The following is an 18,130-nucleotide window of genomic DNA, read 5'->3' on the forward strand; positions in this document are numbered from 1 at the left end:
TCACTCCTGCCGCCCCCATGCAAAACGGGCGACCGAAGCCGCCCGTCATGTGTCCCGCGCTGCGCGGTGCCGCCCTGGCTTAGCGCCAGTGACGATGGCGGCTGCCGCCGTAGTAGCCCAGTCCCAGGGAAATACCGATGGGTGCGATGTAAGGCGCATAGGAGGGGGCGTAAGCGGGGTAGGCAGGCGCGTAGTAAGGCCGCGAGTAGCCCGACGAGTAAACCGGGTAGTCGACCATCGGCTGCGCGATGACTTCCGAAGAGATGATGGTCGCGCGCGGCGTCCAGTTTGCGCCGCCGTCGCCCTGCAGCGTCGTGGCTCCCACGGGCGTGACTTGCAGCTGGATGGTCGGGCCTGGGTCGTTGGCCATTTGCGTCGTGTACTGACGGCCCTGGTACTCATAGGTCACGTTGTAGGCGACCGTGCGGTTCTCGTAGGTCGATTCGGTCGTGCAGTACTGGCCGCTGCGGGCGTAGCCGTTGTTGCCCTCGACGCTGTTGCCAATCGCCGCACCGGCGACCATGCCGATGCCGGTCGCTGCAAAACGGCCGCCGCCGTGCCCGATCGTGTTGCCGAGCAATCCACCGGCAATCGCGCCGATCACCGCGCCCGCGCCGGAAGGTTGCGCTGCCATGGGTTGCACCTGGCAGACCTGGCGCGGCACCGGCACTTGCTGGACCACCGGCGTGGAGGAGATCACGCGGCCGACGTCCTGCTGCGCATGGGCGACGCCTGCGGTCGCGGCGAGCATGCCGATCGCGGAAAACATTGCAAATTTTTTCATGGGTGACTCCTTCGGATACCTGTTTGCACAAATTCTAGGCAATCCACCCGGCAGTGCTGTTGCGCTTCGGTAAAGCGCCGGTAAACGCGCGGCTCACTGTGCAATCGTTGACGCCCAGGTGTCTGGACTGAAGCCCACTGTTGTCTGGTCGCCCCAATCGACGACCGGGCGCTTGATGACGCTTGGGTATTGGTTCATCACCGCCTTGGCGCTTTCGGCGTCTTTCACCGAGGCCTGCACTTGCGCATCGAGCTTGCGCCAGGTGTTGCCCTGGCGATTGACCAGCTTTTCCCAGCCGACCTGTGCGATCCAGTCGTCCAGGCGATCAGCCGGTACGCCCAGCTTCTTGAAGTCATGGAATGTGTAGTCGATGCCGCGTTCGGTCAGCCACGCACGGGCCTTCTTGACGGTGTCGCAGTTGGGGATGCCATGCAAAACGGGAGTCATGCCGCGATCATAGTGTTGCGTAACAAGGGTACATCGCCGTGCTGGGACAATGCGGGCATGGATACTTTGCAAGACTGGCTGGCGCATTGCGACAGCCTGCACCCCAAAACGATAGAGCTGGGCCTGGATCGCGTGCGGGCCGTGGCCGACCGCATGGACCTGAAGTTCGACTGCCCGGTGATCACGGTCGCCGGCACCAACGGCAAGGGCTCGACCTGCGCCATGCTCGAAGCCATCTTGCTGCAGTCAGGCTACAAGACCGGCGTTTACACCTCGCCTCATCTGGTGCACTTCGAGGAGCGCTGCCGCATTCACGGCGAGATCGTCAAGCCCGACGCGCTGGTGCCGCATTTCGCCAGGGTCGAAGCTGCGCGCAGTGATGTCACGCTCACGTATTTCGAGTTCACCACGCTGGCGATCATGAGCCTGATGGCGGCCAGCGGGCTGGAGGTCGCGATCCTGGAGGTGGGGCTGGGCGGCCGGCTCGACGCCGTCAACATCATCGACACCGATTGCGCCGTGATCACCAGCATCGACCTCGATCACATGGAGTTTCTGGGGAGCGACCGTGAAACCATCGGCCGCGAAAAGGCGGGAATCCTGCGAACCGGTAAGCCGGCCATCGTGAGCGACCCGGTGCCCCCGCAAAGCGTGATCGACCGGGCCACTGAAATCGACGCGGACCTGTGGTTGCCGGGACGTGACTTCAATTTCTCCGGCGACAAGCAGCAGTGGGCCTGGGCCGGGCGCGGACGGCGCTATGCGGGGCTGGCGTACCCGGCGCTTCGTGGCGCGAACCAGTTGGTCAATGCGTCGGGGGTGCTGGCCGCGCTGGAATCGCTCAGGCCTCAGTTGCCTGTGACCGCACAGGCCGTGCGCAACGGGCTGGCGATGGTGGAGTTGCCGGGCCGGTTCCAGATCGTGCCGGGACAACCCATGCTGGTACTCGACGTGGCGCACAACCCGCATTCGGTGTCGGCTCTTGCCGCCAACCTGGATGCAATGGGGTTTTATCCGACCACGCATGCCGTGTTCGGGGCAATGGCAGACAAGGACCTGGACACCATGTTCGCCAGACTCGGCCCGATCATCGACCGCTGGTATTTCACGGATTTGCCCGCTGGCCGCGCCGAGTCCGCGGTGAACCTGCTCGAAAAATGGCGCACGCAGGAAAAGCGTACCGATGTCGCCGGCAGCACCCATCACGACCCCATGGAAGCGCTTGCGGCTGCGGTGGCCGCAGCGACCCCCACTGATAGAATCGTCGTGTTCGGATCCTTCTACACAGTAGGGGGCGTCCTGCAGCACGGATTGCCCCGCCTCCACGCCAAACATCTCGCCTGATGCCCTTTTTCAAGTTTCGTAAAAGTGGCGACGAGCCCGCAGCCACCCAGCAACCCGCCGAGAGTGTCGAGGCCATGCGCAGGCGCGCCAGGCACCGGCTGATCGGCGCCGGCTTGCTCGTGCTGATCGGCGTTGTCGGGTTCCCGATGCTCTTCGATACGCAGCCTCGTCCGATCGCCGTCGATATCCCGATCGAGATTCCCGATCGCAACAAGGCCAGGCCGCTCGCGGTGCCCGCCCAGCCTGCCAGCGTCGCAACTGCGGCAGCAGCCGCGTCCGGCCAGGTCACCACGACCCCTGTGGCTGCCGTGCCGGTCGCTCCCCAAGCAGAAACGCCAGCGCCATTGCCCATGCCCAAGGCAGAGGCTCCTGTCGAGCCCAAGCCGGAGCCCAAGGTGGCCGCAGTCAAGCCTGAAGCCAAACCTGAAGTTGCCAAGTCGGAGCCCAAGCCGGAAGCCCCCAAGGCACAGGCGAAAGCGGACGACGGGGCCAAGGCCCGAGCCCTGCTGGAAGGCAAATCGCCGGAAGCCGCATCCAGTGGCAGATACGTGGTGCAGGTCGGCGCCTTTGCTGATGCGACGATCGCCCGTGAAGCCCGGATGAAGCTTGAAAGAGCAGGCCTCAAGACATATACCAACGTGGCCGAAACCAAGGACGGCAAGCGCACGCGTGTGCGTGTCGGGCCGTTTGCCACGAAGGAAGAGGCCACCAGGGCGGCGGACAAGATCAAGGGGCTGGATTTACCGGCCGCCATCCTCACCTTGTAGATGGCAACGCTGGATTGGGTTTTCGTCGCCGTCTTGCTGATTTCGCTGTTGATCGGCGCATGGCGGGGTCTGGTTTACGAAGTGCTGTCGGTGTTCGCATGGATCGCCGCGTTCTTCGTGGCGCAGTGGCTGGCGCCGGACGCAGCGGTGTGGCTGCCGATGGGCAAGGCGGCGGAGCCTTTGCGCTATGCCGCAGGATTTGCAGTTGTTTTTATCGCAGTCGTGTTTTCTGGTGCCCTGGTGGCCTGGCTCCTGAAGAAGCTCATGGAGTCGGTGGGCTTGCGGCCGGTGGACCGGACGCTAGGCGCGATTTTCGGGCTGGTGCGCGGCGGGGTGCTGGTGCTGGCCTTTGCAGTGGTGGTCAATTTCACCGCGATGAAAAATGAAGAGTGGTGGACACAGTCGTCGGGTGCGGGCGTTTCGACGACCGTGCTCAAGGGTTTGAAGCCGGTATTGCCCGAACAGTTCTGGCAATACCTACCGGGGTAGCACATGTGTGGAATCGTCGGCGTTGTCTCCAACGCGCCAGTCAACCAGCTGATCTATGACGGCTTGCTGCTTTTGCAGCATCGCGGTCAGGACGCAGCGGGCATCGTCACCCAGCAGGAACGCAAGTTCTTCATGCACAAGGCCAAGGGCATGGTGCGCGACGTGTTTCGCACGCGCAACATGCGTGCGCTGCCGGGCAATGCGGGCCTGGGGCAGGTGCGTTATCCAACCGCGGGCAACGCCTACAGCGAGGAAGAAGCGCAGCCCTTCTACGTGAACGCGCCTTACGGCATCGTGCTCGTGCACAACGGCAACCTCACCAACGCGCAGGCGCTCAAGAGCGAACTGTTCACCACCGATCACCGGCACATCAACACAGAGAGCGATTCGGAAGTGCTGCTCAACGTGTTCGCGCACGAACTTGAAAAGTCCACGCGTGGCGCCACGCTGCAGCCCGAGGACGTGTTCAAGGCGGTGGCTGCAGTGCATAAGCGCGTGCGCGGCTCGTACGCTGTCATCGCGCTGATTGCGGGCCACGGCGTGCTGGCATTTCGCGACCCGTTCGGCATCCGGCCGCTGTCGATCGGTCGCGGCACGGAAGGCGCCGTCATGGTCGCCAGCGAAACCGTTGCACTCGAAGGGACCGGCCATGTGTTCGAGCGCCATGTCGCGCCCGGAGAGGCCGTCTTCATCGACCTGGAAGGCGCCGTCCATTCGAAGCAATGCGCCGACAATCCCAAGCTTTTTCCGTGCATCTTCGAGTACGTGTACCTCGCGCGGCCGGACTCGGTGCTCGATGGCATCTCGGTTTACCAGGCGCGTCTGAACCTGGGCGAAACGCTCGCCAAGCGCGTGGTGTCCACCGTGCCTCCCAACGAGATCGACGTAATCATCCCGATCCCCGAGTCGAGCCGTCCGAGTGCCACGCAGCTGGCGCACCTGCTGGGCATTCCTTACCGCGAAGGCTTCGTGAAAAACCGCTATGTCGGGCGCACCTTCATCATGCCGGGGCAGGGCGTGCGCAAGAAGTCGGTACGCCAGAAGCTCAACGTCATCGCCAGTGAATTCAAGGGCCGCAACGTGATGCTGGTGGATGACTCCATCGTGCGCGGCACCACGAGCCGCGAGATCGTGCAGATGGCGCGTGACGCCGGCGCGAAGAAGGTGTACCTCGCCAGCGCTGCGCCGCCGGTGCGATATCCGAATGTTTATGGCATCGACATGCCGACATCGACCGAGCTGGTGGCGCATGGCCGCACGATTGAAGAGATTCGCGAAATCATCGGCTGCGACGCGCTGATCTACCAGGACGTAGAGGGCATGAAGCGCGCCATCGGTTCGCTCAATACCAAACTCGACGGCTTTGATGCTTCGTGCTTCGATGGTGTTTATGTGACTGGCGACATCAACCCTGACGACATCGCGCGCATCAATGAAGCGCGCCTGGGGCAGGAAGACGCGCTCGAAGAAGATACCTCCCGCCTGGCACTGCCCAACGCACAGGACGCCTAGATAGTCCTTGTCAGCCACAGCGCGCTATCGTCGATGGATTGCGGGTCAGGCCCGCAATGACAGCCATGAACCAGAATCCAGCCATGCAAGTACGCACACGTTTCGCTCCTTCGCCCACCGGCTTCATCCATCTGGGCAACATTCGCTCGGCTCTTTATCCCTGGGCCTTCGCGCGGTCGAAAAAGGGTGTCTTCATACTTCGTATCGAAGACACCGACGTTGAACGTTCGTCGCAAGAAGCGGTGGACGTCATCGTCGAGGGCATGGACTGGCTCGGCCTGACTCACGACGAAGGCCCGTTCTTCCAGATGCAGCGCATGGATCGCTACAAGGAGGTCCTCGCGCAGATGAAGGAGCAGGGCCTCGTGTACCCGTGCTACATGAGCGTGGAGGCCCTGGATGCCTTGCGCGAACAGCAAAAGGCCGACAAGGAAAAGCCGCGCTATGACGGCACCTGGCGACCCGAGCCCGGCAAGACATTGCCGCCGATTCCCGAAGGTGTGAAGCCGGTGATGCGGTTCAAGAACCCGGTGGGCGGATCGGTGGTCTGGGAAGACAAGGTCAAGGGCCGCATCGAGATCAGCAATGACGAACTCGACGACCTGGTCATCGCCCGGCCGGACGGCACACCGACGTACAACTTCTGCGTGGTGGTCGATGACCTCGACATGAACATCACGCACGTGATTCGCGGCGACGACCATGTGAACAACACGCCTCGCCAGATCAATATCTTTCGCGCGCTGGGCAAAGAGCCCCCGGTGTACGCGCACTTGCCGACGGTGCTCAACGAGCAGGGCGAGAAGATGAGCAAGCGCGGCGGCGCGAAGCCCGTCACGCAGTACCGCGATGAGGGCTACCTGCCCGATGCGATGGTGAACTACCTCGCACGTCTGGGCTGGAGCCACGGCGACGAAGAAATCTTCAGCCGCGAGCAGTTTTTGCAGTGGTTCGATCTCGATCACCTGGGCAAGAGCGCTGCGCAGTTCGACGAGGCGAAGCTGCGCTGGGTGAATGCACAGCACATCAAGTCGACGCCGGACGAGCAACTCGTCGGGCATCTGCGCGCCGTTCGGCCTGCGCTCGTTGATGGACATGATCGCGCACACCTCGCCCGCATCTGCGCGCTCTTCAAGGACCGCTGTGACACTACAGTCGCCCTGGCTGATTGGGCTGAGAAGTTCTACCAGCCCGTCGAGGCGAATTCACAAGAGCTGGCTAAGCATGTGACTGACGGTGTGCGTCCCGCCATCAGCATGCTCGCAAAGTTGCTGGAGACCTGCGCGTGGGACAAGGCGGCGATCACCGAATCCATCAAGGAAGTGTTGCGCGCAACTGGCCTGAAAATGCCGCAACTTGCGATGCCTGTTCGTGTGCTTTTGCTGGGCACGGCGCAGACGCCGTCACTCGATTCCGTCATCGAATTGTGTGGACGCGAAACTGTATTGGCACGACTGCGATTGGAGTGATAGAAAATCTGGCTATAATTCGAGGCTCGGAAATTGACGGGCTGCGGTAACAGGCAAACAGTCAGTTTTTGGGGGTATAGCTCAGCTGGGAGAGCGCTTGCATGGCATGCAAGAGGTCATCGGTTCGATCCCGTTTACCTCCACCATCCGAAGGCAGCAAAAGGTTTTTGACCCTATCGTCTAGAGGCCTAGGACATTACCCTTTCACGGTAAGTACCGGGGTTCGAATCCCCGTAGGGTCGCCAAATTCACCACCCGGTGGTTGAGGCTCAAGTCGTTTGCACTTGGCTCGAAAGAGCGAACGCAATCTACCAGGAGTGGTAGTTCAGTTGGTTAGAATACCGGCCTGTCACGCCGGGGGTCGCGGGTTCGAGTCCCGTCCACTCCGCCAGTATCATTGCGGTTTTCCGCCGAAACGCCCACTGCACGTGGGCGTTTCTTATTCCAGGTCGGAACACTCGTTTCAATGAGTCTCCTTCGCTCTGCCAAACCGCCTGCATGATGCGTGTAGGGCGCGTTGTCGGTCGCGGCAAGTTCATGTCGACTGCGCACGGCTTGCCACCCCGGTGGCGCGAAGCTAGTTCCCAAAAGATCAACGCACCTGCTTCAGCGCATTCAGTGCGTAGTATTGAATCCACCCAATGAGTTTGCTTGCTGCCGGCGTCAGTGGCAGGTCGTGCCTGCGCACCACGGAGACAGTTGGGCTGGGCAGGCGGTCTGCCACGGGCACTTCGCAGAGCTCGGGGCGAAAGCTGTTCATCTCGAAAAGCATGCGCGGGAGTGTCGCCATCATGTTGGAACGCGCGACGATCCCGGGCAGGGCCAGGAATGACTCGCACACCAGACCGCGCCGAGGTTTGCCAAGGCCGGCGGTTGCAAAGGTTTCCTCGATCAGGGCGCCAGGTCCGCGAGGCGCACTGGAGAACACCCAGTCGCAATCGGCCAACTCGGACATCTTCGTGGCAGCGCGCAGAGGGTGGTCGCGGTTGCAGGCGATTACGATTTCAGACGTGAACAGGGGTTCGGCCAGCAGATCCAGCTCCAGTTCAGGCTTGTCCACCGGCGTCAGGCCGAAATCGAGCGTGCCATCGCGCAATGCGGGCGTGATGCCAGGATAAAGTCCATCGCGCACATTCACCTGCACCTCGGGATGTGCAAGGGCGAACTGTTGCAGGGCCAGGGGCAGGATCGACAGCGCCGCGGCAGGTGACGTGGAGAAGCGGATGCTTCCCTCCCAATGACCTCGCAACTGGTCGATCTCCTCCTTGGCCCGCCTGCTCTCAGCGACGATCAGTCTCGCATGCCCCATGAAGGCGCGGCCGAAGGCTGTCAGCGTTGCGCCCTGCCGGGTGCGCACCAGCAAGGGAGCGCGCAGCTCTTCTTCCAGCTGCTGGATGGCGGCGGTGAGCGCCGGTTGCGACAAAGCCACCGCCTGCGCTGCGGCGCGGATGCTGCCCAGTTCCTCCACATGGATCAAGGCTTGCAAGGTTTGGAGCTTCATTCAAAAGAACTCAGGGTTAACGCGGTGATCCGGATTTTGGATCGAACCCGGCCATTTCCGATTTCACGTTTGCACTGAGTGCCTCCTACAGTCTGCGCCAAGGTCGATGCAAGGAGACACTCATATGTTCATCAAGAATTGCTGGTACGTTGCTGCGTGGGACATCGAAGTGCCGTCGGAAGGGATGCTGGCCCGCACCCTGCTGAATGAGCCGGTGCTGTTGTATCGCGACACGCAAGGTCGCGTTGTAGCCCTGGAGGACCGCTGCTGCCACCGCGCGGCGCCGCTGTCGCTGGGGAAAAAGGAAGGCGATTGCATCCGCTGCATGTATCACGGGATGAAGTTCGACGCCAGCGGCACCTGCGTTGAGATACCCGGCCAGGACACCATTCCCCCCAAGGCTTGCGTACGCGCTTACCCCATTGTCGAGCGCGATCGGCTGGTCTGGATCTGGATGGGCGAGCCAGCGCGCGCCAACGCCGACGACATCGCGGACTTTTTCTGGCACGCGTCGCCGCAATGGCGGATGAAGCCCGGCTATCTTCACTACCAGGCCAACTACCAGCTCATCGTCGACAACCTGCTGGATTTCAGCCACCTGGCCTTCGTGCACCCTACAACCCTGGGCACGCAAAGCGCAGCGGAACTCAAGCCCACCATCGCCCGCGACACCAAAGGCAATGGCATGCTGACCATCAGCCGCTGGTATCTCAACGACGACATGCCCAACCTGCACAAGCGGGTAGCCAGCTTTGATGGCAAGGTCGACCGCTGGCAGGTTTACCAGTGGTCACCCCCGGCGCTGCTGCGCATGGACGCCGGCTCCGCACCCACCGGCACTGGCGCGCCCGAAGGTACCCGGGTACCTGAAGCCTTGCAGTTCCGTCATACCTCGATCCAGACGCCGGAGACCGAGGCCACCAGCCACTACTGGTTCTGCCAGGCACGCAACTTCCAGCTGGAAAACGCAGCCATGACCGAGCAGATCTTCGCCGACGTGGTGGTGGCGTTTGAAGAGGACCGGCGCATGATCGAAGGACAGCAGAAGGTCCTCACACGATTGCCCGGCCGGACAATGATCCCGATCGCTGCCGACGCGGGCTTGAATCAGGCACGCTGGCTGTTGGATCGCATGGCCAGGGCAGAGGCCGCGGCCGATGGCGCTTCGGCATGACTGCGCGCATCGAAGTCGTCGTCTCCGCCGTGCGCGCGATCGCGCGTGACGTGGTGCAGGTTGACCTGAAGGCGCGAAGCGGGGTGGCCCTTGCGGGCGCCGAGGCTGGCGCGCACATCGACCTGCACCTGCCGCATGGCCCGGTGCGCCAGTACTCGCTGGTCAATGCCCAGCCGGAAAGTGCGCCGATGGATCACTGGCGCATTGCGATCGGCTGGGACGCCAACAGCCGCGGCGGTTCGCACTGGATTCACGAGAAGCTGCGTGTCGGACAGGTACTGCAGGCCAGCAGTCCCCGCAACCAGTTCCGCCTGGACCCCGCGCATCGGCGTGTGCTCCTGGTGGCTGGCGGCATCGGCATGACCCCCATCTACGCCATGGCCCGGCATTGCGCCGCGATGGGCATTGACTGGCAACTCATTGCCTGCGCCCGCTCCGCCACGCGGCAGGTCTATGCCGAAGAACTGAAGGCGCTGGGTGCCGACCGCGTCGAGACCTGGTGCGACGCTGACCGCGGCGCGCCGATCGACCTGTCCGCACGGCTCGCCCACCAGCGCTGGGATGGCGTGTACGCCTGCGGTCCCGCGCCGATGCTCAACGCGCTTGAGCAGGCCGCATCCCATTGGACAGCGGGGAGCGTGCGCGTGGAACGATTCAAGGCCGGGCAGCCTGTCGCCAGTGAGCGCAAGGTGTTTGAACTCGTGCTCGCACAAAGCGGCCTCGCAACCCAGGTGAGCGCCGAAGAGTCCGTCCTCGATGCGATCGAGCGTTTGGGCATGGACCATCCATCGTCGTGCCGCGAGGGCCTGTGCGGCACGTGCGAGGCCCCCGTTCTCGACGGGCAGGTCGAGCACCACGACAGTGTTCTCAGCGCCGCCGAGAAAGCAACGAACGAGCGTCTCATGGTGTGCGTGTCACGCTGCGCAGGCGCGCGATTGGTGCTGGATCTCTGAAGACTTCAAATCTCCATTAACGACACATCCTCATGCAAACGACTGACAAGAGTAAGGTGGCCATCGTCACCGGAGGCGCCTCCGGTTTCGGCGCATCGATCGCCAGGCGGCTCAGCCAGGCCGGCGTGGCCGTCATGATTGCCGACCTCAATGTGCAAGGCGCACAGGGCGTGGCTGACGAGATCAACGGACTTGGCGGGCGTGCGCGCGCCATGCGTTGCGACGTTGCCAGCGAAGCTGATTTCCAGGCACTGGTCGAGACCACGAAACTGGAGCTCGGTGGCCTGCAAATCATGGTGAACAATGCCGGCGCGACCCACCGCAACAAGCCTGCGCTGCAGGTGACGGAGGAGGAATTCGACCGGGTCTATCGCGTCAATCTCAAGAGCCTGTTCTGGTCGACGCGCACTGTCATGCCCGGATTCATCGAGCAGGGCGGCGGCTGCGTTGTCAATGTCGCTTCAACCACCGGTGTTCGCCCGGGTCCGGGCCTGGTCTGGTACAGCGGCAGCAAAGCCGCAATGATCAACCTCACCAAAGGCCTCGCGCTGGAACATGCGAAGCACGGCGTACGCGTGAACGCAGTGAACCCCATGATTGGCGAGACCGCCATGCTGGGTGACTTCATGGGCGTAGAGGACACACCGGCCAACCGTGAACGTTTCCTGGCCCGCATTCCGCTGGGGCGATTCACGCTTCCCTCCGACGTCGCATCCGCAGTGGCCTTCCTCGCTTCTGACGAAGCGAGCTATCTCACCGGCGTGAGCCTGGACGTGGACGGCGGGCGCAATATATGAGCGCGAGTCCCTACCGGGCACCGGGCCTGCTGATCGACGGCCAGTGGCGCCGCGGCCGAAGCGGCCAGGTGCTGACCGTCGTCAACCCTGCCGACGGCCAGCCGCTCGATACGCTGGGATTGGCATGCGCCAGGGACCTCGAGGACGTACTGGCGTCGGCCCAGCGCGGATTCGACACATGGAGGCAGGTTCCCGCGCACGAGCGCTGCGCCCGGCTGGAGCGGGCCGTGGTCCGCATGCGCGAGCGCACCGAGCACATTGCCGCGCTGCTCACGCTCGAGCAAGGCAAGCCGCTTGCCGAAGCGCGCATGGAATGCGGCATGGCGGCGGACCTGATCAAGTGGTATGCCGAAGAGGCCCGCCGCACCTATGGACGCATCATCCCGGCGCGCGCGCCCTGCAGCAGGATGGATGTCCTCAAGGCACCGGTCGGCCCTGTGGCTGCATTCTCACCCTGGAATTTCCCGCTGGTTCTTTCGGCGCGCAAGCTGGGTGGCGCGTTGGCCGCGGGCTGCTCCATCGTGCTGAAGGCGGCCGAGGAGACGCCCGCCAGCGTAGCGGCAATGGTTGAGTGTCTGGCTGAAGAACTGCCTGCCGGCGCCGTGCAGCTCGTCTATGGTGATCCGGCCGAAGTCTCGCAGGCGCTGATCGCGTCGCCCGTGATCCGCAAGGTCACCTTCACCGGCTCGGTGCCGGTGGGTCGGCACCTGGCGCAACTCGCCGGCCAGCACCTCAAGCGGATCACATTGGAGCTGGGTGGGCACGCGCCCGTCATCATCTGCGCAGACGCCGACCTGGCCCGCGTGGTGCCGATGATCGTTGCCCATAAATTCCGCAATGCCGGGCAGGCCTGCCTGGCGCCCACGCGCTTCTTCGTCGCGCGTGCGCTGTACGGCGATTTCACCGATGCGTTTGCCGCCGCGGCGCGTGCGCTGCGACTGGGTGCGGGGCTGGAGGCAGCAACCCAGATGGGGCCGGTGGCCAATGCCAGACGCCAGGCTGCCGTGCGCGACCTGATCGGCAGGACTGTGGGCCAGGGCGCTCGCATGATCGCCGGCCCGGCGCCGGACAAAGGGTTCTTCGTCGCCCCCACGCTGCTGGCCGATATGGCCGACACCGCGCCTGCCATGCAGGAGGAACCCTTCGGCCCGGTGGCATGCGTAACGCCCTTCGATACGCTTGAAGAAGCGATCGATCGCGCCAATGCAAATCCTTATGGGCTGGCAGGGTACCTGTTCACCGATTCGGCTCGCAGCATCCATTCGGTGTCGGCGCGGCTCGAAGTAGGCAGCCTGGCCGTCAATGGAGTGGGCGTCTCTGTGCCCGAGGCGCCATTTGGCGGCGTCAAGGACAGCGGCCACGGCAGCGAATCGGGGACGGAAGGCATGGAAGCCTTTCTCGACAGCAAGTTCATGCACTACACCGCCTGATTTCAGGCCAACACGAGGAGACAACATGACAACGATGATGATGAAGCGACGTGTGCTGATGGCGGCTGCCGCCGCCACGGTTGCGGGCGGTTTGCTGGCCCCTGGCCATGCGTTCGCCCAGAATGACAAGCCCTTGCGCGTGATCGTGGGTTTTCCGGCCGGGGTGTCGATCGACGTGGTGTCGCGCATTCTTGCCGAGAAGCTCAGGGACGAACTCAAGCGCCCGGTGATCATCGACAACCGCGCCGGGGCGGGCGGGCGCCTGGCCGCCGAACTGCTCAAGGCGGCGCCGCCCGATGGAAACACGGTGATGGTCACGCCCGTGGTGGTGCCGGTGCTGGCACCGCTGGTCTTCAGCAAGCTCCCCTACAACCCCGACACTGATTTCGCCCCCGTCGTGCGACTGTGTGATTTCAGCTTCGGGCTTGCCGTTGGCCCCGGCACGCCGGCAAAGAACCTGAAAGAGTACGTGGCCTGGCTCAGGGCCAATCCGCAAAAGGCCAACTTCGGCTCTCCTGCGGCCGGTAGCCTGCCGCATTTCTTTGGAGAAATGATCGGCAACGCCCTGGGCATGGAGATGATCCACGTTCCCTTCAACGGCGGCGCCGCCCTGCAATCGGCGGTACTGGGGGGGCATTCCCCCGCCGGCATCGATGTCGTCATGGAGTGGCAGCAGAACGCCAAGGCCGGCAAGGTGATCATGCTCGCCACGTCCGGATCAACTCGAAGCAAGGTCATGCCAGACGTGCCCACGTTCAAGGAGCAGGGCTATCCGGACATGGTGGGCCAGGGATGGTTTGGCATGTATGCACCCGCCAGGACACCGGCCGATCAGATCGATGTGATCAACCGTGCGGTGAACAAGGTGCTGGGCATGCCGGACGTCCGGGAGCGCTTCGCGGCGCTGGGGCTCGAGGCAGGCGGCGGCACGGCAGCCGACCTGCAGCGCACCATGCAGGAGGACACCAGACGGTGGGGGCCCATCGTCAAGAAGTCAGGCTTTCGCGCAGATTGACCCCCGGCTGATGAGGAGTGCCCGATGCAACCGAACCTGATCTATATCGTCGCTGACGACCTTGGCTTTGCCGACCTGGGCTGCTATGGAGCACGCAGCGGCTCGTGCGGCCCGGTCTCTCCCAACATCGATGCGCTTGCAGCCGGTGGGCTGCGCCTGACCGAGGGCTACGCCAATTCGCCGGTGTGCTCGCCTACCCGCTTCGCCCTGATGACCATGCGCTATCAGTATCGCGTGCGTGGCGGCATGGAGGAGCCGATCAGCAGTCGCAGCAAGGGCAGTACCACGCTTGGCCTGCACCCGGAGATCCCCACATTGCCCTCGCTGCTGCGCGACGCTGGCTATGCGACTGCGCTCATCGGCAAGTGGCATCTGGGCTATCCGCCCGCGTTCGGTCCGCTTCGGTCCGGCTACGACGAATTCTTCGGGATCATGGCCGGCGGTGTCGACTACTTCACGCACTGCTCGGGCCGGGGCGATCACGACCTGTACGAGGGCGAACAGCCGCACCACGAGGTGGGCTATCTCACGGACGTCCTGTCAGGTCGTGCAATCCAATATGTGGAAAAAATGGCCGGGCCCGCAAAGGCTGGCCGGCCGTTCTTCCTGAGCCTGCACTACACGGCGCCGCATTGGCCCTGGGAGACCCGGGACGACGCGCCCGTGGCAGAGCAGGTCGCGCAGAACCTGTTTCATCTCGACGGCGGCAACATCCACACCTATCGCCGCATGATCCAGCACATGGACGAAGGCATCGGCAACCTGGTCAGCGCGCTGCGGCAGCAGGGCTTGCTGGAGAACACGCTGATTGTCTTTACCAGCGACAACGGAGGCGAGCGCTTTTCGGACAACTGGCCCCTGGTTGGCGGGAAGATGGACCTCACCGAAGGCGGAATCCGCGTGCCCTGGATCGCACACTGGCCAGAGGTGATTCCCCCCGGCAGCACCAGCCGTCAGCACTGCATGACCATGGACTGGTCGGCCACGCTGCTGGAGTTGGGCGGAGGCCGCCCCCATCCCGAGTTCCCGCCCGATGGCGTTTCGCTCGCGAAAGTGCTGCGCGATCCCTCGACCACTTTCGAACGCTCGCTGTACTGGCGCATGAACCACCGGCACCAGCGCGCACTGCGCCGCGGCGACTGGAAGTACCTGATGGTCGATGACCATGAATACCTCTTCGACTTGACCGCTGATGAACGCGAGAGGGCCAATCTCGGACATCGGTACCCAGAGCGCCTGGAAGAAATGCGGGCGAGCTGGCTCGCCTGGAACGCGTCGGTTCCGCCCATCGCCCAGGACGCTGGCGTGAGCGTGGGCTATTCGTCAAAAGACATGCCGCAGCGCTGATTCCTTTACACCCAAGCTACTGGAGCACGACCCATGAGTGAACAAGAGGGCCGCCTGTGGCGTCCCCGGTGGCAACGCGAGGGCCAGGCGCCGGACTACCGGTTTTCGTTGGCCAATGAGCGGACGTTCCTGGCCTGGATGCGCACGGCGCTGGCCTTGCTCGCTGGTGGGGTGGTGCTGGACCAGTTCGCATCGACGCTTCGTCCGCGGTGGGCCGTCGTAGGCGTGGCCATCTTCATTGCCGCCTGGTCCGGGCTGTTGTGCGTGCTGGCATACCGTCGCTGGCGGGACAACGAAATCGCCATGCGCAGCGAACAGCCCCTGCCCAGTGCCAGCATCGTGCCTCTGACGGGCGCTTTCGCCTGTCTGGTCTGTGTCCTGTTGCTCACGCTGCTTCTGTGGCGATGACCCCGCCTCCCCAGAAGCCACGGCGCGACCCCGGTCTGCAGGTCGAACGTACTGTGCTGGCGTGGCGGCGAACCGCCCTGGCACTGGCCGCCAATGCATTGCTCATCCTGCGCGCGGGCGCGGTCCGCGACCAGAAGCTGGTTCTGGCGCTGGGCGTCGTGCTCGTCGCCGCGGCGGTGCTCGCCACGGCTTTGGCGGCCAAACGGAGCCGGCAGCTGGCATTCGAGCCCGAGACGTCGCAGCCAGATGCCGCAACGATGCTGACCATGGCGCTGCTGGGGGGCGCCGGAGCGCTCTTCGCAGCCATCGCCACGGTGCTGGCCTTTCCGGACCGTTGAAGTTCGGCGGCGATCGGGTTCAAGAATGCGTGTCGATAGGGGAGACTGGCCTCTCCAGAGGCAGAGCGGCGCATAGCCGAGCATCGTCACGCGTGATGGCTGCACGCGGCGGCTTGTCTAGGAAGCCTCAAGCGCGTGCTTCATCTCGTCGTCGTCCAGCGGCTGCGCGACGCTGCGCAACTGTGCAAGCACGTTCCCATCGGCCTCTGACGCATCGCCCTGGCGTAGCCGCAGCCGCTCCTCCAACACCGACGGCGGGGCCTGACAGACGACGATGCTGAAGCGGACATTCATCGAATCGGCCAATGCGCGGGCCGCTGCCCTTTCACCCCGAAGCAGGAACGCGGCGTCGATCACCACCGGATAGCCCGCTGCCAATACCGAACGTGCCGTCGCCAGCAAATGTGCATAGGTACGAGCGGTTGCCTGCGCGCTGTAGATATCCAGCCCCTTCGCGTGAGAGTCGTCCAGCGCGCCGAGCCCGAACAGACGCTTGCGCTCTACGTCCGAGCGCAGGCGGATGGCCCCTTCGCGTTCGAGCAAGCGCTGCGACTGAAAAGTTTTTCCCGAGCCGGGCAGGCCGTTCGTGATGTACAGATGCGGCTGGCGTGGCTGCGCCCAGGACAGCGCAGCCTCTGCGTATTGGCGTGCCATCGGCACGCGGCCGCGCATGTGCTCGACCTGTGCCCGCACCAGCGCACGATAGACGCAGGCAAAGGCCAGGCAATCCAGCCCCGCGTGATCGCCCGTACGGTCCAGCCAGGCGTTGAGCAGCCGGAATGCGAAGTCGCGGCGACCGCGAGCGGCCAGATCCATTACCGCAAATGCGATGTCGTCGATGACGTCGATCCAGCTCAAGGCCGGGTCGAACTCGATGCAGTCAAAGGCAGCCACACCCTCATCGAGCAGGACGACGTTGTCAAGGTGAAGGTCGCCGTGGCATTGGCGCACGTGGCCTTGTGCCAGGCGTTGATCCCACCTGGGCGTCAGCGCAGCCGCGCTGGTTTCTATCCAGGTGTGCAGGCTCTCCAGCGCCGAGGGCAAAAAGAGCGGCGCTGCGCCGTCCAATGCCGCCAGAGCCACGGCGCGCCGATGCTTCGCTGTTGCGAATGCCTCTGCCGCCGGACTGGATCCAAGGTGGAACTGCGCCAGCAGTGCGGCCAGCGCGTCCAGTTCAGTGTGGCCCAGCGTCTGGCGTTCCAGGCGTTCGCTGAACAGGGAACCATGCGGAAAGCGGCGCATTCGCACCGCGTATTCGATGGGAGCGCCAGGTCCGTCAAGCGTCGGCGACAGACAGGTGCCCGTGATGCGGGTGACGCCCAGGTACAGCGAAGGCGCGAGCCGCCGGTTCAGGCGGACCTCTTCCTCGCAAAAGTGCCGCCGCGCGGCCAGGGTCGAGTAGTCCACGAATGGCAGGTGCACCGGCTTCTTGATCTTGTAGGCCGTCTCGCCTGCCAGAAGCACCCACGAGATGTGGGTCTCGATGAGTTCGGCGCGCAGCTGGCGTGCAAGGGCTTGTACCAAAGTCAGCGCTTCTTCCATGTGAGATTCGGCGTTGTGCATCAATCAACTTTACGCGCCATGTGATGCGCGAACTTGATCAGCCGCAAGCGGCTGCGCGAGCTGGCCGCGCCAATGCCCGGTTTGCATCGTGCCAGCGGTGCACCCAAAGCACTGGCGTTTGCGCTTCGTCAATTTGCGGATGAGCTGGAGGGCTATAAATCAGCGAAAGCCCTGACCGTCAGGCAATCGAAACGCAAGGGCCAAGGAGAACTGAAAGATGAAAGCCGCTCACACACTCGTCGGGCTCGCCTGGCTCCTCGCGGCCGCTCTGGCCGGCGTTGGCCTTCACGCGCAGGCGCAGACTGGTGGGGGCAGCAGTGCCCAGCCAGCGGCGCCAGACGCAGCCCGGTCGCCGGGCAAGGCGGCGCACGATGCGGCGCAGGCGGCTCGCGCAACGGTAGCGTCGGTCGAGTCCGCCGCTCGCCATGCCGAAGAGGCTGCGCAGGACACTTCGGCGGAGACGGCACGCACGATTCGCCGGCTGGTGCGCAAGGCGGCTGACGCCGCACGCAACGCACAGCGCCGGTTTGTGACGGCCAGCGCGAGCGCCTCCACAGACGCGCGGGAGCTCGCCAGGAAAGCCGAAGAGGCCGGCCGCAAGGCAGATGCAGCCATGCACGAAGCGCGGCAGCAGGCCGAACACGCGGCGCGCGCGGCCGGCCGCGCCAGCAAGGAAGATGCCGCGAAGGCAGCACAAGCCACGCGGGCAGCGTTGAAGCATGGGGCGCAGGCTGCGCGCGAAGCAGCCGATGCCGCCAAAGCGGCTGCCGACAAGGGTCGCTGACGGCTCAC

Annotated in this window: 18 protein-coding genes and 3 tRNA genes; 17 read left to right on the forward strand and 4 right to left on the reverse strand. The window is 64.0% G+C overall.

Annotated elements, in window-relative coordinates:
* Positions 1 to 79: 79 nt before the first annotated feature.
* Entirely contained in the window at positions 80 to 784 is a 705-nt protein-coding gene (locus AQ12_RS13930) for a glycine zipper 2TM domain-containing protein (protein ID WP_048440535.1), read from the reverse strand.
* A 93-nt stretch (positions 785 to 877) separates the two neighbouring features.
* A complete protein-coding gene (locus tag AQ12_RS13935) occupies positions 878 to 1,231 on the reverse strand; it encodes an ArsC family reductase (protein ID WP_048440536.1) in 354 nt (117 codons plus the stop codon).
* A gap of 57 nt (positions 1,232 to 1,288) precedes the next feature.
* Here AQ12_RS13935 and folC point away from each other — a divergent pair, with 57 nt between their 5' ends.
* The 8 genes from folC to AQ12_RS13975 all read left to right on the forward strand — a co-directional run bounded on the left by folC (position 1,289) and on the right by AQ12_RS13975 (position 7,203).
* Positions 1,289 to 2,575, forward strand: coding sequence for a bifunctional tetrahydrofolate synthase/dihydrofolate synthase (gene folC, locus AQ12_RS13940; RefSeq protein WP_048440537.1), 1,287 nt, complete (start codon positions 1,289 to 1,291; stop codon positions 2,573 to 2,575).
* The gene (locus AQ12_RS13945) at positions 2,575 to 3,342 is read left to right on the forward strand and encodes an SPOR domain-containing protein (RefSeq protein WP_048440538.1); all 768 of its coding nucleotides are present in this window, start codon (positions 2,575 to 2,577) and stop codon (positions 3,340 to 3,342) included. Before folC ends, AQ12_RS13945 begins: the two co-directional genes overlap by 1 nt.
* On the forward strand, positions 3,343 to 3,831 hold the full coding sequence (locus AQ12_RS13950; RefSeq protein WP_048440539.1) for a CvpA family protein: 489 nt from the start codon (positions 3,343 to 3,345) through the stop codon (positions 3,829 to 3,831).
* A gap of 3 nt (positions 3,832 to 3,834) precedes the next feature.
* Complete coding sequence (purF, locus tag AQ12_RS13955) at positions 3,835 to 5,343, forward strand: amidophosphoribosyltransferase (protein ID WP_048440540.1); 1,509 nt, start codon at positions 3,835 to 3,837, stop codon at positions 5,341 to 5,343.
* An 83-nt stretch (positions 5,344 to 5,426) separates the two neighbouring features.
* Positions 5,427 to 6,812: a glutamate--tRNA ligase gene (gene gltX / locus AQ12_RS13960; protein ID WP_193387980.1), complete on the forward strand. Its 1,386-nt coding sequence runs from the start codon at positions 5,427 to 5,429 to the stop codon at positions 6,810 to 6,812.
* A 70-nt stretch (positions 6,813 to 6,882) separates the two neighbouring features.
* A tRNA-Ala gene (locus AQ12_RS13965) sits at positions 6,883 to 6,958 on the forward strand.
* Positions 6,959 to 6,981: 23 nt separating this feature from the next.
* Positions 6,982 to 7,057: transfer RNA gene (locus AQ12_RS13970), tRNA-Glu, on the forward strand.
* Between the two features lie 69 nt (positions 7,058 to 7,126).
* Positions 7,127 to 7,203: transfer RNA gene (locus tag AQ12_RS13975), tRNA-Asp, on the forward strand.
* A gap of 201 nt (positions 7,204 to 7,404) precedes the next feature.
* Here the strand turns inward: AQ12_RS13975 and AQ12_RS13980 are convergent.
* On the reverse strand, positions 7,405 to 8,313 hold the full coding sequence (locus AQ12_RS13980; RefSeq protein ID WP_048440542.1) for a LysR substrate-binding domain-containing protein: 909 nt from the start codon (positions 8,311 to 8,313) through the stop codon (positions 7,405 to 7,407).
* Between the two features lie 124 nt (positions 8,314 to 8,437).
* Between AQ12_RS13980 and AQ12_RS13985 the strand changes: the two genes are divergently transcribed.
* The 8 genes from AQ12_RS13985 to AQ12_RS14020 are packed head-to-tail and all read left to right on the forward strand — an operon-like array spanning position 8,438 to position 15,775.
* Entirely contained in the window at positions 8,438 to 9,487 is a 1,050-nt protein-coding gene (locus AQ12_RS13985; protein ID WP_048440543.1) for an aromatic ring-hydroxylating dioxygenase subunit alpha, read from the forward strand.
* Complete coding sequence (locus AQ12_RS13990) at positions 9,484 to 10,440, forward strand: PDR/VanB family oxidoreductase (protein ID WP_048440544.1); 957 nt, start codon at positions 9,484 to 9,486, stop codon at positions 10,438 to 10,440. The genes AQ12_RS13985 and AQ12_RS13990 overlap by 4 nt, the downstream gene beginning before the upstream one ends.
* A 32-nt stretch (positions 10,441 to 10,472) precedes the next feature.
* Positions 10,473 to 11,237: an SDR family oxidoreductase gene (locus tag AQ12_RS13995; RefSeq protein WP_048440545.1), complete on the forward strand. Its 765-nt coding sequence runs from the start codon at positions 10,473 to 10,475 to the stop codon at positions 11,235 to 11,237.
* Positions 11,234 to 12,667, forward strand: coding sequence for an NAD-dependent succinate-semialdehyde dehydrogenase (locus AQ12_RS14000; RefSeq protein ID WP_048440546.1), 1,434 nt, complete (start codon positions 11,234 to 11,236; stop codon positions 12,665 to 12,667). Before AQ12_RS13995 ends, AQ12_RS14000 begins: the two co-directional genes overlap by 4 nt.
* A 25-nt stretch (positions 12,668 to 12,692) precedes the next feature.
* Positions 12,693 to 13,682, forward strand: a complete 990-nt coding sequence (locus tag AQ12_RS14005) for a Bug family tripartite tricarboxylate transporter substrate binding protein (protein ID WP_053076735.1) — start codon at positions 12,693 to 12,695, stop codon at positions 13,680 to 13,682.
* Between the two features lie 24 nt (positions 13,683 to 13,706).
* The gene (locus AQ12_RS14010; RefSeq protein ID WP_048440547.1) at positions 13,707 to 15,029 is read left to right on the forward strand and encodes a sulfatase; all 1,323 of its coding nucleotides are present in this window, start codon (positions 13,707 to 13,709) and stop codon (positions 15,027 to 15,029) included.
* Positions 15,030 to 15,062: 33 nt separating this feature from the next.
* Positions 15,063 to 15,437, forward strand: a complete 375-nt coding sequence (locus AQ12_RS14015; RefSeq protein WP_048440548.1) for a YidH family protein — start codon at positions 15,063 to 15,065, stop codon at positions 15,435 to 15,437.
* Positions 15,434 to 15,775: a DUF202 domain-containing protein gene (locus tag AQ12_RS14020; protein ID WP_048440549.1), complete on the forward strand. Its 342-nt coding sequence runs from the start codon at positions 15,434 to 15,436 to the stop codon at positions 15,773 to 15,775. Before AQ12_RS14015 ends, AQ12_RS14020 begins: the two co-directional genes overlap by 4 nt.
* Positions 15,776 to 15,892: 117 nt before the next feature.
* Here AQ12_RS14020 and AQ12_RS14025 read toward each other — a convergent pair whose 3' ends face one another.
* On the reverse strand, positions 15,893 to 17,338 hold the full coding sequence (locus AQ12_RS14025) for a bifunctional aminoglycoside phosphotransferase/ATP-binding protein (RefSeq protein ID WP_053076736.1): 1,446 nt from the start codon (positions 17,336 to 17,338) through the stop codon (positions 15,893 to 15,895).
* Positions 17,339 to 17,555: 217 nt separating this feature from the next.
* On the opposite strand from AQ12_RS14025, the gene AQ12_RS14030 reads away from it, so the two are divergent.
* A complete protein-coding gene (locus tag AQ12_RS14030) occupies positions 17,556 to 18,122 on the forward strand; it encodes a hypothetical protein (protein WP_053076737.1) in 567 nt (188 codons plus the stop codon).
* Positions 18,123 to 18,130 lie beyond the last annotated feature (8 nt).

Origin of the sequence: Caenimonas sp. SL110 (assembly GCF_001044395.1) — a bacterium.
Lineage (GTDB): Bacteria > Pseudomonadota > Gammaproteobacteria > Burkholderiales > Burkholderiaceae_C > Ramlibacter.

Coding starts and splice junctions, on each gene's coding strand:
- AQ12_RS13930 (WP_048440535.1), bottom strand. CDS start 784: ATGAAAAAATTTGCAATGTTTTCCGCGATCGGCATGCTCGCCGCGACC.
- AQ12_RS13935 (WP_048440536.1), bottom strand. CDS start 1,231: ATGACTCCCGTTTTGCATGGCATCCCCAACTGCGACACCGTCAAGAAG.
- folC (WP_048440537.1), top strand. CDS start 1,289: ATGGATACTTTGCAAGACTGGCTGGCGCATTGCGACAGCCTGCACCCC.
- AQ12_RS13945 (WP_048440538.1), top strand. CDS start 2,575: ATGCCCTTTTTCAAGTTTCGTAAAAGTGGCGACGAGCCCGCAGCCACC.
- AQ12_RS13950 (WP_048440539.1), top strand. CDS start 3,343: ATGGCAACGCTGGATTGGGTTTTCGTCGCCGTCTTGCTGATTTCGCTG.
- purF (WP_048440540.1), top strand. CDS start 3,835: ATGTGTGGAATCGTCGGCGTTGTCTCCAACGCGCCAGTCAACCAGCTG.
- gltX (WP_193387980.1), top strand. CDS start 5,427: ATGCAAGTACGCACACGTTTCGCTCCTTCGCCCACCGGCTTCATCCAT.
- AQ12_RS13980 (WP_048440542.1), bottom strand. CDS start 8,313: ATGAAGCTCCAAACCTTGCAAGCCTTGATCCATGTGGAGGAACTGGGC.
- AQ12_RS13985 (WP_048440543.1), top strand. CDS start 8,438: ATGTTCATCAAGAATTGCTGGTACGTTGCTGCGTGGGACATCGAAGTG.
- AQ12_RS13990 (WP_048440544.1), top strand. CDS start 9,484: ATGACTGCGCGCATCGAAGTCGTCGTCTCCGCCGTGCGCGCGATCGCG.
- AQ12_RS13995 (WP_048440545.1), top strand. CDS start 10,473: ATGCAAACGACTGACAAGAGTAAGGTGGCCATCGTCACCGGAGGCGCC.
- AQ12_RS14000 (WP_048440546.1), top strand. CDS start 11,234: ATGAGCGCGAGTCCCTACCGGGCACCGGGCCTGCTGATCGACGGCCAG.
- AQ12_RS14005 (WP_053076735.1), top strand. CDS start 12,693: ATGACAACGATGATGATGAAGCGACGTGTGCTGATGGCGGCTGCCGCC.
- AQ12_RS14010 (WP_048440547.1), top strand. CDS start 13,707: ATGCAACCGAACCTGATCTATATCGTCGCTGACGACCTTGGCTTTGCC.
- AQ12_RS14015 (WP_048440548.1), top strand. CDS start 15,063: ATGAGTGAACAAGAGGGCCGCCTGTGGCGTCCCCGGTGGCAACGCGAG.
- AQ12_RS14020 (WP_048440549.1), top strand. CDS start 15,434: ATGACCCCGCCTCCCCAGAAGCCACGGCGCGACCCCGGTCTGCAGGTC.
- AQ12_RS14025 (WP_053076736.1), bottom strand. CDS start 17,338: ATGCACAACGCCGAATCTCACATGGAAGAAGCGCTGACTTTGGTACAA.
- AQ12_RS14030 (WP_053076737.1), top strand. CDS start 17,556: ATGAAAGCCGCTCACACACTCGTCGGGCTCGCCTGGCTCCTCGCGGCC.